Source organism: Shinella granuli (genome assembly GCF_004341885.1).
In the GTDB taxonomy this organism is placed as follows: domain Bacteria; phylum Pseudomonadota; class Alphaproteobacteria; order Rhizobiales; family Rhizobiaceae; genus Shinella; species Shinella granuli.
The window spans coordinates 335480-347393 of the sequence record NZ_SLVX01000003.1 but is presented as its reverse complement, the minus strand read 5'-3'; the positions used below and the strand labels follow the sequence as shown (position 1 = coordinate 347393).

The following is an 11914-nucleotide window of genomic DNA, read 5'->3' as shown; positions in this document are numbered from 1 at the left end:
TCAGCCTCCCTGCATGGGCGAGAGGATTTCGATGCGGTCGCGCGCGCCGAGCGTGAAGCCCGCACGATCCTCGCGGTGCACCAGTTCGCCGTTGACGGCCGTCGCGAGCCATTCGCCCTCGTAGTCGAGGGCGGAGAGAAGATCGGCAAGCGTCGTCGCCGCGATCTCCTGTTCCTCGCCGTTGATGATGAAGGTCATGATGCCCTCCTTTCCGGTTGCGCCTGCTCCGCGAGGAGCCGCCGCGCGACCTCGCCCGCCATGGCGGGGGCAAGCAGGAAGCCGTGGCGATAGAGGCCGTTCACATGGAGCGTGCCATCATGCTCGCTGACGCGCGGCAGGTTGTCGGGATAGGCCGGGCGGATGCCGGCACCGGTTTCCGTGAGCCGCGCCTCGCCAAAGGCCGGGTGCAGCGTGTAGGCGGCGTTCAGCAGCTCCATGAGCGAGCGGGTGGTGATGCCGCCGCCGTCGGCGCTCTCGATCATGGTCGCGCCCACCATGAAGCGGTTCCTTCCGCGCGGCACGACGTAGATCGGGTGGCGCGGATGCAGCAGGCGGACGGGGCGGGAGAGGTTGATCTCGGGGGTCTCCACATAGAGCATCTCGCCGCGCACGCCCCTAAGATCCGGCAGACTGCCGATCCGGGCCGCGCCGGTGCAGTCGACCACGCGGTCGTAGCGTGCCGCATCCGGCGTGCCGTCCGCGCCGAAGAGGAAGAGCATGCGCGCCTCCTCGAGCCCGGCGGTGAGGGCCGAGAGCGCCCGTTGCGGATCGAGATGGGCTTCCTGCCGGAAGAACAGGGCCTTGGGGAAGCGGCCGGCGAGATCCGGTTCCAGCGCGGCGATGGCGGCATCGTCCAGCCATTCCCAGCCGCTCGTCCGGCGGGCGAAGCGGTCGAGCTCCCCGGCATCGCGGCCGGCGGCGACGACCAGCGTTCCCCGGCGCCTGACATGGCCGGGCACGGCCGCCTCCCACCAGTCGGCGGCCGAGCGGCCGAGCGTGAGCACGGGCTCCTCCGCGCTCTCCCGCTCGCACCAGGGGGCCAGCATGCCGCCGGCAAAGCCGGAGGCCCCGAGGCCCACCTTTTCGGCGCGCTCGGTGATGGTGACGTCGAAACCGTGGCGATAGAGCTGCCAGGCGACCGTGAGGCCGGCAACGCCGGCCCCCTTGACGAGGACGCGCATGGTCATTCTCCCGCCGGGACGCCGGCAAGCGGCATGTAGAGGTCGCCGCCGTCGCGATATTTCGCCGCCATGGCCTCCAGCCCCTCCTTCTGCGCCTCGGCGCGGATGTCGTGCGAGATGCGCATGGAGCAGAATTTCGGGCCGCACATGGAGCAGAAATGCGCCACCTTGTGCGCCTCCTTCGGGAGCGTCTCGTCGTGGAAGGCGCGGGCGGTTTCCGGGTCGAGCGAGAGGTTGAACTGGTCCTCCCAGCGGAACTCGAAGCGGGCGCGAGACAGCGCGTCGTCGCGGATCTTCGCTGCCGGATGGCCCTTGGCGAGGTCGGCGGCGTGGGCGGCGATCTTGTAGGTGATGACGCCGACCTTCACGTCGTCGCGGTCGGGCAGGCCGAGATGTTCCTTCGGCGTGACGTAGCAGAGCATGGCCGTGCCGAACCAGCCGATCATCGCCGCGCCGATGCCCGAGGTGATGTGGTCGTAGCCGGGGGCGATGTCGGTCGTCAGCGGCCCGAGCGTGTAGAACGGCGCCTCGCCGCAGGTCTTCAGCTGCTTGTCCATGTTCTCCTTGATCTTGTGCATCGGCACATGGCCGGGGCCTTCGATCATGACCTGGCAGTCCTTTGCCCAGGCGATCTGCGTCAGCTCGCCGAGCGTTTCGAGTTCGGCGAACTGCGCGGCGTCGTTGGCGTCGGCGATCGAGCCGGGGCGCAGCCCGTCGCCCAGCGAGAAGGAGACGTCATAGGCGCGGCAGATGTCGCAGATCTCCTCGAAATGCTCGTAGAGGAAGCTTTCCCGGTGGTGATGGAGACACCACTTGGCCATGATCGAGCCGCCGCGCGAGACGATGCCGGTGACGCGGCCCACGGTGAGCGGGATATAGGCGAGCCGCACGCCGGCATGGATGGTGAAATAGTCGACGCCCTGTTCGGCCTGCTCGATCAGCGTGTCGCGGAAGACCTCCCAGGTGAGGTCCTCGGCAATGCCGTTGACCTTCTCCAGCGTCTGGTAGAGCGGCACCGTGCCGATCGGGACCGGCGCATTGCGGATGATCCATTCGCGGATGTTGTGGATATTGCGTCCGGTGGAGAGGTCCATGACCGTATCGCCGCCCCAGCGGATCGCCCAGACCATCTTCTCGACCTCTTCCGCCATGGAGGAGGTGACGGCGGAATTGCCGATATTGGCGTTGATCTTCACCAGGAAGTTCCGGCCGATGATCATCGGCTCGGCTTCCGGATGGTTGATGTTGGCCGGGATGATGGCCCGGCCGCTCGCGACTTCCTGGCGAACGAATTCCGGCGTCACGAAATCCGGGATATGGGCGCCGAAGCTCTCGCCGTCGCGGATGAGCGCCTCTTTGGCGGCCTTGCGGCCGAGGTTCTCGCGGATGGCGATGAATTCCATTTCCGGCGTGATGATGCCGGCGCGGGCATAGGCGAGCTGGGTCACCGCCTTGCCGTCCTTCGCTCGGCGCGGCCGGTTGCGCACGGGAAATTCCGGCGTCAGCCGTTCGCCGGTGGCAAAGCCGTTGTCTTCCGGGCGGATGTGGCGGCCTTCATAGTCCTCGGTGTCGCCGCGCGCCGCGACCCAGGCCTCGCGCAGCCGCGGCAGGCCGCTCTCGATCGAGACGACATGGGCGGGGTCGGTATAGGGGCCGGAGGCGTCGTAGACGATGACCGGCGGTTCGCCGGAGGTCGGGTGCAGCGCGATCTCGCGCATCGGCACGCGGATCTCCGGGTGCTGCTCGCCGGCTATGTGGATCTTTCGCGAGGCGGGCAAGGCGCCCGTCGTGACGGTGGGGGTGAGCTTCTGGGCGGCAATGTTCATCGTGAGGCTCCAAGTTTGCGGTTGGAGACCCAGTCCTAGAGCCGGAATGATGGAAGGACGCGTAGGCGGAATCCGGGTTGCGGATTTCGGGTTCTACAGCGCTTGCACCGTCCCTACGCCAGTATGAACTGGATCAGGTTCAACGGGTCACTGCGCTGCGAATGCCAGCAGTATCTCAGCCCCTTGTCGGGACCCCCCTGGTGAATGCCCTAAGCAAAGACGCTGCCGGCCGATTTGTCAACGGGGTAAAATAAGTAAGTAATTACTTACGAATTGGTGCACCACTCTGGCCCTCGTCAGGGGGAGGTCTTGCCTCAAAGAATGCTGCTCGTTTCCTGGCGGCACCCTCTCCTCCGTCATGCTCGGGCTTGACCCGAGCATCCACAGGCTGCGGGTGAGACGTAGCTCCTCGGCTCAAGGCCGAGGATTACACCGGAGGGTGTGGGGCGGGACAGGGACGACAGGGAACGGCGGGGTCCTGCCCGCCGTTCCCTTTGAAATCCCTTGCGAGGATTACTCGCGTTCGCCCGTGAAGTTCAGCAGAAGCTGGAAGATGTTGACGAAGTTCAGGTACAGCGAAAGCGCACCGAACACGGCCATCTTCTGCTGCGATTCCTGGTCGATGTTCTCGGCATACTGTTCCTTGATGTTCTGCGTGTCCCAGGCGGTGAGGCCGACGAAGACGGCGATGCCGATCACGGAAATGGCGAACTGCAGCGCGGTCGAACCGAGGAAGATGTTGACGATCGAGGCGATGATGACGCCGATCAGGCCCATGATCAGGAACGAGCCGAACTTCGACAGGTCACGCTTCGTCACATAGCCGTAGAGGCTCGTCGTGCCGAACATGGTGGCGGCGATGAAGAAGGTGCGGGCGATGCTCGTGCCGGTGAAGACGAGGAACACCGAGGCGAGCGACAGGCCCATGACGGCGCAGAAGGCCCAGAAGGTCATCTGCGCGGCGCTGGCCGACATCGTCTGGATCTTGAACGAGAAGAAGAAGACGAAGGCGAGCGGCGCCAGCATCACCACCCACTTCAGCGGCGAGGAGAAGATCGGCACGTAGAGGGCCGGCGTCGAGCCGACGATGAAGGCAACGAGGCCGGTGATGACGAGGCCCGCGCCCATGTAGTTGTAGACGCGCAGCATGTGCTGGCGCAGGCCCTCGTCGAAGAGGGCGGCCGACTGCGCCTGCGCGCCGTAGCCAAATCGCTGTTGTACTGGGTCCATCGAATGTCTCCTTCGGTTTGGAAGCGGTTGATCAGTAGAGCGTGCGCGAGAGATCGCGCGCGGTTTCAGCCAGGTCGTCGGCCTTGCGGCTTTCCGACACCAGCGCATAGGCGACGTCGCCGATCTGCCAGTAGGCGGCCCGGGCATTGTCGGCGTGGAAGAGCAGGACATGCTGCACGGCGAACGAGCCCGGGCGTACGGCGAAGAGCGACAGGCGCTCGTCCTTGCGCGGTTCCAGCACCAGCTCGACGCTCGGGCCGTAGGCGGAGGGGAAGACCTGCGTGTCGATCACGCCCCAGCCCTTCGGCAGGTCTGGCAGCACGATCGCGGTTGCCGAGCGGATCTCGGCCGGATCGAAGGTCTCGGTCTCCGGCTGGGAGGCCATCGTGTCGCGCAGCAGCGTCGTCTTGTGCGCGCGCACGGCCTCTTCCACGAAGGCGGGCGGCGGCGTGGAGGCCACGACCTCGGTGGCGCCGAAGGGGCCGAGCATAGCATGGGCCGTCCAGCCGGCGCCGACGAACAGGGCGATGGCTGCGGCGCGGCGGAAAACGGAGAAGATGCGGCGGCGCGACAGCGAGCGTTCGAGGAGCCGCGCGGCCTCGCGCGTTTCCTGCCGGATCACCGTGCGGTGGTCGGCGAGCGCCAGGCGCAGCTCGTCGCGCACGCGCAGGTCCTTCATGACCTGCGCCGCGACCTCCGGCCGTTCCGAAAGATAGGCCTCCACCTCGATGCGCCGGCCGACGGCGAGCTGCTCGTCGACATAGGCGTTGAGGTCGGTTTCGAGAATGGGATCATTGCTTGTCATCGCCAGTGCCTCCGACGAGCCTGAGATGTGTGACGGGAGCGGTCGCGCCGCTCTGTTCGAAGGCGCGTAGCCGCTGGCGGGCGCGGGCGACGCGCGACATCAGCGTGCCGACCGGAATGCCCAGCGTTTCGGCCGCCTCCTGGTAGGAAAGCTCCTCGATCGCGACGAGGTGCAGGGCCTCGCGCTGGTCTTCCGGCAGGGCGAAGAAGGCGTTGCGGAGCTGCGTCAGGCGCACCGAATGGTCCTGGTTCGCCGGGACGGACGCCTCTGCCAGCTCCGCCGCGGCGTCGTGGCGGCGTTCCTGCGAGCGGCGCTGGCGCAGGCGGTCGACATGCGCATTGTGCAGGATCGACATCAGCCAGTTGCGCACGCTGGCGCCGGTGCGGAAGCTCGATTGCCGCTCATATGCCTTGACCAGCGCATCGTGCACCAAGTCCTCGGCCTCGTCCGGATTGCGCACGAGCGAGAGCGCGTAGCGCCTGAGCGCCGCGAGCTGTCCGATCACGTTGAAGCCGGGTGTCTTTCCGTTCATGCCCCAGTATACGAAAGCCGGGCGACGTCCATTCCATTCCTTCCGGAAAAAATTTCAGAGCCAGTGCAGCACGAGGGCGGCGAGCACGATGTAGCGGCCGAACTTGGCGATGGAGACGACGACCAGGAAGCGCAGGAAGGGCTCGCGCATGACGCCGGCCGCCACCGTCAGCGGGTCGCCGATGACCGGCATCCAGCTTAAGAGCAGGCTCCACCAGCCGTATCTGCGATACCATCGCCCTGCCCGATCGAGATTTCCGTCGCTGACCGGAAACCATCGCGTGCCGCGAAACCGTTCTACACCGCGGCCGAGCAGCCAGTTGATGACCGATCCCAGGACATTGCCGGTGCCGGCGACGAGGATCAGCAGCGCCGGCGAATAGGTTCCGGTGGCCAGCAGGCCGCCGAGCACCGCTTCCGACTGGGCCGGCAGGATGGTGGCGGCGACGAGCGCGGCGAGGAAAAGGCCGCCATAGGCGGCAAGCGTGCTCATCGGGTCAGGGCGACAGCAAGGTTCTGATGAGGGGGTGTTCGGGGTCGGCGAGGCCGTCGACGATGTCGAAATGGTGCCGGTTCGGCTCGACGACGGTCGTCGTCGTGGCGCCGAGGCCGGTCCAGATGTTGGCGAGCAGGGCGTTCTGGCGCAGGAACTCCGCCCGCTCCATGGCGCCCACCCAGCAGGTGAGCCGCGTGCCCTCGACAGGGCGCAGCAGGGCCGGGCTCTCGGCGATGGCCTCCGCCTCGTCGATGTGCAGCCGTTCGTTCATGGCGGTATGCATGAGCGGGCGCAGGTCATGCAGGCCGGAGAGCGAGAGGACATGGCGGATGCGGGCGAGCGTTTCGGCGGAAAGCGGCGAGGGCTGCGACACCATGCGGCTGACGAGCTGGCCGCCCGCCGAATGGCCGATCAGGCGGAGCTCGCCGGCGACCAGTCCCGCCGCCGTTTCGATCGCCGCCGCGATCTCCCGCACGATGCCGCCGATGCGGATGGCCGGGCACAGCGTGTAGGAGGGCACGGCGACGGCGTAGCCATGGGCGAGGGCGCCCGTAGCGAGATGCGACCAGAAGCTTTTGTCGAGCCGCAGCCAGAAGCCGCCGTGCACGTAGACGACGAGGCCGCGTGGCGTGCCCTCGGGCAGGAAGAGATCGAGGCGGTTGCGCTCGCCCGCGCCATAGGCAAGATCGAGCCTTGCCCGGCCGTCGGCGGCAAGCGCCGTGCGCATCTGCTGCGCCGGCTCCACCCAAGCGGCCGGCCAGCGCGTACCGCCCGGAATATTGCCGCCGTTCTCGTAGGCGTCGTCCCAGTCGGTGATCCTGTAGCCGAGCATGCCGTCCTCCGTTTTCAGACGCCGAGATAGCGGTCCTGCAGGTCGCGGGTAAAGACCGGCGGCGGGCCGGAAAACACCGTGCGGCCCTTTTCCAGCACGCAGCAGCGATCGGTGAGCGGCAGGAGTTCCGAGAGCGTCTTGTCGACGACGAGGATCGACTGGCCCCCGGCCTTCAGCCGCCGGATCGCCGCCCAGATATCCTGCCGGATCACCGGCGCCAGCCCCTCGGTCGCCTCGTCGAGGATGAGGAGCTTCGGATTGGTCATCAGGGCGCGGCCGATCGCCAGCATCTGCTGCTCGCCGCCGGACAGCGTATCGGCATATTGGCCCAGCCGTTCGCCGAGGCGAGGAAAGAGATCGACGACCTTCGCCAGCGTCCAGGCGCCGCGCCGGGCGGAGGCGAGGAGGTTCTCCTCGACCGTCAGGTTGGCAAAGCAGCGGCGCCCCTCCGGCACCAGGCCGATGCCGAGCCGGGCGATGCGATGCGGCAGGAGCGCGGTCACGGTCTTGCCGCCGAAGGCGATGCGGCCGGCGCGGGCGGGCGTCAGGCCGAGGATCGAGCGGATCGTCGTCGTCTTGCCCATGCCGTTGCGGCCCATCAGCGCCACGACCTCGCCCTCGCCCACGGCCAGCGATACGCCGAACAGGGCTTGCGAAGCGCCGTAGAAGGTTTCGATCTCCTCAAGCACGAGCAGGCTCATGCGGGCTCTCCCAGATAGGCCCGGCGCACCTCGGGGTCGTTGCGGATCTCGCTGACGCTGCCGGTCGCGATGATGCGGCCGTAGACCAGCACGGACACGCGGTCGGCCAGCGCGAAGACGGCGTCCATGTCGTGCTCCACCAGCAGGATCGGCGCTTCCTGGCGCAACCCGTGGAGAAAGCCGGTCAGCGCCTTCGAGCCTTCCGGCCCCATGCCGGCCATCGGCTCGTCGAGCAGGAAGGCTTTCGGTTCCATCGCCAGCGCCACGGCGATCTCGAGCTGCCGGCGTTCGCCATGCGACAGCGCCGCGGCGGGCACGTTCGCCCGGCCGGCCAGGCCGACGCGCGACAGCATCCGCATCGCCGGTTCGGTGAGCGAGGCGTCGCGCATAACGGGGCGGAAGAAGCGCAGGCTCGTTCCCTGCCGCGCCTGCACGGCGAGCATGACGTTGCGCAGCGCGGAAAACTCCTGGGCGAGCGAGGAGATCTGGAAGGTGCGGGCAAGGCCCATGCGGGCGCGCCGCGCCGTATCGAGCATGGTGATGTCGGTGCCGAGGAAGCGGATGCTGCCGGCATCGGGGGCGAGCGCGCCGGAAATCTGGTTGATCAGCGTGCTCTTGCCCGCGCCGTTCGGGCCGATCAGCGCGTGGATCTCCCCGGGCCTGAGATCGAGGCTCGCCCCGTTCGTCGCCTTCAGCGCGCCGAAGGATTTTTCGAGGTCTTTGACTTCGAGGACCCGTTCAGCCATGGCGTGGCCTCCCGGCTAGAAGGCCGATCAGCCCGCCGCGGGCGAAGAAGACGACGGCGAGCAGGACGAGGCCGAGGAAGAGTTGCCAGCGCTCCGTCAGGCCACCCAGCGCATATTCGAAGAGGACATAGAGAGCCGCGCCGGCCAGCGGGCCGAACAGGCGGCTCTTGCCGCCGAGAATGATCAGCACGATCAATTCGCCGGACATGTGCCAGGAGAGCATGGAGGGGCTGACGAAGCGGTTGAGATCGGCAAACAGTGCGCCCGCAAGGCCGGTGATCATGGCCGAGAGCACGAAGGCGACGAGACGGATCGCGAAGGGCGAGATGCCTGTCGCGGCGAGTCTTGCCGGGTTCTGCCGCGCGGCCTCCAGCGCCGCGCCGAAGCGGGAGGCCTGCAGGCGGTGGAAGAGGAAAAGGCCCGCGAGCAGCAGCACGAAGACCACTATGAAATAGGGGAAGGGCCTTGCCGTGTTGAGGCCGGGAAAGCCGTTGCGCATGGAGAGCGACAGGCCGTCCTCGCCGCCATAGGCCGGCCAGGAGATCGCGAAATAGTAGATCATCTGCGCGAAGGCGAGCGTGATCATGATGAAGTAGACGCCGGACGTGCGCAGGCTGACGAGGCCGATCGGCAGCGCGACGAGGCCGCAAAGGAGGATCGCGGCGAGCCAGATGACCGGCATGTCGGTCGTGCCCGGCAGGCCCAAGGCGACGGGCTCCATGTTGAAGGCATGGGTGGCCAGCACGCCGGCCACATAGCCGCCGAGGCCGAAGAAGGCGGCATGGCCGAAGGAGACGAGGCCGCCGAGCCCGAGCGCGATGTTGAGCCCGACCGCCGCCAGCGCCAGGATCGCGATGCGGGTGGCAAGCGTGATGTAGAAGGCCTCGCCGATGAAGAGCGCGGTGAGCGCGACGGCCGGCAGCAGGAGGACGAGGAGGACGTTGACCGTCGTTTCGCGGGCCGCCATGGTCATGCCCTCGCCGAGAAGAGGCCGCTCGGCCGGAAGGCGAGGATCAGCGCCATGACGATATAGATGAGCATGGAGGCGAGCGCGGCGCCGACGGGACCGGCCTGCGTGGCCGGCATCATCAGCGCGAGCGCCTTGGGCAGCAGGAAACGGCCCATCGTATCGACGAGGCCGACGAGGATCGCGCCGATCAGCGCGCCCTTGATGGAGCCGATGCCGCCAATGACGATAACGACGAAGGCGAGGATCAGTGCCGGCTCGCCCATGCCGACCTGCACCGATTGCAGCGCACCGACCAGTGCCCCGGCAAGGCCGGCCAGCGCCGCCCCGAAGGCGAAGACGATCGTATAGAGCGAGCGGATGTCGATGCCGAGCGCGGCGATCATCTCGCGGTCGGATTCGCCGGCGCGGATGCGCATGCCGAGGCGGGTGCGGCCGATCAAAAGGTAAAGGCCGATGGCGACGAGAACGCCGACGCCGATGATGGCGAGGCGGTAGAGCGGATATTGTCCGCCGCCGGGCAGCGCCACGGCACCCTGCAGCAGGGGCGGAATATCGAGATAGAGCGGGAAGGAGCCGAAGAGCCAGCGCGTGCCCTCGGAGAAGATGAGGATCAGCGCGAAGGTGGCGAGCACCTGGTCGAGATGGTCGCGGGCATAGAGCCTGCGGATGATGGCGACCTCCATCAGTGCCCCTGCGGCGGCCGCCGCGGCAAGGCTTGCGACGAGGCCGAGCCAGAAGGAGCCGGTCGCGGCCGCGACCGCCGCGCAGGCGAAGGCGCCGACCATGTAGAGCGAGCCGTGGGCGAGGTTGATCAGCCCCATCACGCCGAAGATCAGCGTCAGGCCGGCGGCAATGAGGAACAGCATGACGCCGAGCTGGAGCCCGTTCAGAAACTGTTCGATCAGGAGGGCGAGGGACAAGATGGCCGGTCCGGAAGGTCATGCGCGGACATCCGCCCGGGGGCGGATGTCCGGTCGCGGATTACATCGAGCACTTGTCGGCGTAGGCGTCGCCGTGATCGGTGAAGGCGGTGGCGATGATCTTGTTGGTCAGGACGTCGCCTTCCTTCACGACCTCGGTCACGTAGATGTCCTGGATCGGATGGTTGTTCGTGTTGAACTTGAATTTTCCGCGCACGGAAGCGAAATCGGCTTCCTTCAGCGCGGCGCGGAAGGCGTCCTTGTCCTTCACGCTGGCCTTGCCGATGGCCGAGAGGATGAGGTTGGCGGTGTCCCAGCTCTGCGCGGCATAGATCGACGGCAGGCGATTGTATTCCTTCTGGAAGGCCTCGACGAAGGCCTTGTTGGCGGGGTTGTCGAGGTCCTTGGCCCAGGTGCCGGAATTCTTGACGCCCAGCGCGGCATCGCCGATCGCCGGCAGCACGTCCTGGCTGAAGGAGAAGCCGGGGCCGGTGACGGGGATGGCGACGCCCGACTGGGCATATTGCTTCATGAAGGCGATGCCCATGCCGCCGGGCAGGAAGAAATAGACGGAATCGGCGCCGGACGCGCGGATCTCCGCGATCTCGGCGGCATAATCCGTCTGGCCGACCTGGGTATAGACCTCGCCGGCGAGCTCACCCTTGTAGTAGCGCTTGAAGCCGGTCAGCGCGTCCTTGCCGGCCGGATAGTTCGGGGCGAGGATGAAGGTCTTCTTGTAGTCCTTGTTGTCGTATTCACCCATCGCCTCGTGGAAGTTGTCGTTCTGGTAGGCGACGTTGAAATAGTTCGGATGGCAGTTCGCGCCGGCAAGCGCCGAGGGGCCGGCATTGGGCGAGAGATAGATGACGTCCTGTGCCACGGCGTTCGGCACCACGGCCATGGCGAGGTTCGACCAGATGATGCCCGTCATCAGGTCGACCTTGTCGCTCTGGATCATCTTCTCGGCGATCTGCACGGCAAGTTCCGGCTTCTGCGCGTCGTCTTCCACGACGAGCTCGATCTCGCTGTTGCCGGACTGCTTGATCGCCAGCTGGAAGGCGTCGCGCATGTCGACGCCGAGGCCAGCACCGCCGCCCGACAGCGTCGTGATCACGCCGATCTTCACCGGTTCCGCCTGGGCGATGCCCGCCGTCATGAGCGCGAGAGCGGCCACGCCGCCCGCCAGAAACTTCCGCATGCTGTTCTCCCTCTGTCCGTCGGCCCGTTTTCGGGGCGTTTTCGAGAAGAGAACCTTTCAGAGTTCCGCGATCAGCGCAACCGTGTGTTTTCGTTTCGCAATCGGAGAATTTTAGGAAGATCGGCGGCGGCCCGCAGGTTCGGGCCGTCCGCACGATCCGCGCCGCGGAGGAGAACGGCGGCTATCCCCCGGCCGGCAAGCCGGCCCATCCATCCGGTCAGCAGAGCGCCGACCGGTTCATCAGCATGATGTCGCTCGACGTCAGCGCCATGCGCGACGGTTCGTCGATCTGCTCCAGCACCGCATGAAGCGCCTTGTCCAGGCAGAATTCGGCAACCTCTGCGTCCAGCGACCTGGCGGATTCCAGTGCGAAGGCCACAAGCCGTGCCAGCGCCATCAATTCCGCGCCCCTGTCTTCCGTTTCCATGGTTTCGATTTTCATGTCCTACGCCCCTCGAAAAACGCTCGTTCTTAGCCC

At 66.8% G+C, this 11914-nt stretch carries 14 protein-coding genes and 1 riboswitch; all 14 genes read right to left on the bottom strand.

The annotated features are described in order from the left end of the window. On the bottom strand, positions 1-198 hold the full coding sequence (gene thiS, locus EV665_RS07780) for a sulfur carrier protein ThiS (protein ID WP_133033654.1): 198 nt from the start codon (positions 196-198) through the stop codon (positions 1-3). After that, a complete protein-coding gene (gene thiO, locus EV665_RS07775; RefSeq protein WP_210234612.1) occupies positions 195-1181 on the bottom strand; it encodes a glycine oxidase ThiO in 987 nt (328 codons plus the stop codon). The genes thiS and thiO overlap by 4 nt, the downstream gene beginning before the upstream one ends. Before the next feature lie 2 nt (positions 1182-1183). Further along, positions 1184-3007, bottom strand: a complete 1824-nt coding sequence (thiC, locus tag EV665_RS07770) for a phosphomethylpyrimidine synthase ThiC (protein WP_133033652.1) — start codon at positions 3005-3007, stop codon at positions 1184-1186. A gap of 92 nt (positions 3008-3099) precedes the next feature. Continuing rightward, positions 3100-3216: riboswitch (TPP riboswitch) on the bottom strand. Positions 3217-3520: 304 nt separating this feature from the next. Then, a complete protein-coding gene (locus EV665_RS07765; protein ID WP_064331329.1) occupies positions 3521-4237 on the bottom strand; it encodes a Bax inhibitor-1/YccA family protein in 717 nt (238 codons plus the stop codon). Positions 4238-4268: 31 nt separating this feature from the next. Next, a complete protein-coding gene (locus EV665_RS07760) occupies positions 4269-5042 on the bottom strand; it encodes an anti-sigma factor family protein (RefSeq protein WP_133033651.1) in 774 nt (257 codons plus the stop codon). Beyond that, the gene (locus EV665_RS07755) at positions 5029-5574 is read right to left on the bottom strand and encodes a sigma-70 family RNA polymerase sigma factor (RefSeq protein ID WP_133033650.1); all 546 of its coding nucleotides are present in this window, start codon (positions 5572-5574) and stop codon (positions 5029-5031) included. The genes EV665_RS07760 and EV665_RS07755 overlap by 14 nt, the downstream gene beginning before the upstream one ends. 54 nt (positions 5575-5628) lie before the next feature. Continuing rightward, positions 5629-6066 (bottom strand): YqaA family protein, encoded by a 438-nt coding sequence (locus tag EV665_RS07750; protein ID WP_133033649.1) that lies wholly within the window; start codon positions 6064-6066, stop codon positions 5629-5631. A gap of 4 nt (positions 6067-6070) precedes the next feature. After that, positions 6071-6901, bottom strand: a complete 831-nt coding sequence (locus tag EV665_RS07745; RefSeq protein ID WP_133033648.1) for an alpha/beta hydrolase — start codon at positions 6899-6901, stop codon at positions 6071-6073. Positions 6902-6915: 14 nt separating this feature from the next. After that, positions 6916-7602, bottom strand: a complete 687-nt coding sequence (locus EV665_RS07740) for an ABC transporter ATP-binding protein (RefSeq protein ID WP_133033647.1) — start codon at positions 7600-7602, stop codon at positions 6916-6918. Continuing rightward, positions 7599-8348 (bottom strand): ABC transporter ATP-binding protein, encoded by a 750-nt coding sequence (locus EV665_RS07735; protein WP_133033646.1) that lies wholly within the window; start codon positions 8346-8348, stop codon positions 7599-7601. The genes EV665_RS07740 and EV665_RS07735 overlap by 4 nt, the downstream gene beginning before the upstream one ends. Continuing rightward, positions 8341-9315, bottom strand: coding sequence for a branched-chain amino acid ABC transporter permease (locus EV665_RS07730; RefSeq protein WP_133033645.1), 975 nt, complete (start codon positions 9313-9315; stop codon positions 8341-8343). The genes EV665_RS07735 and EV665_RS07730 overlap by 8 nt, the downstream gene beginning before the upstream one ends. 2 nt (positions 9316-9317) lie before the next feature. After that, the gene (locus tag EV665_RS07725; RefSeq protein ID WP_133033644.1) at positions 9318-10238 is read right to left on the bottom strand and encodes a branched-chain amino acid ABC transporter permease; all 921 of its coding nucleotides are present in this window, start codon (positions 10236-10238) and stop codon (positions 9318-9320) included. A 61-nt stretch (positions 10239-10299) separates the two neighbouring features. Beyond that, a complete protein-coding gene (locus EV665_RS07720; RefSeq protein WP_133033643.1) occupies positions 10300-11436 on the bottom strand; it encodes an ABC transporter substrate-binding protein in 1137 nt (378 codons plus the stop codon). A gap of 217 nt (positions 11437-11653) precedes the next feature. Further along, positions 11654-11878, bottom strand: a complete 225-nt coding sequence (locus tag EV665_RS07715) for a hypothetical protein (protein ID WP_064331319.1) — start codon at positions 11876-11878, stop codon at positions 11654-11656. Positions 11879-11914 lie beyond the last annotated feature (36 nt).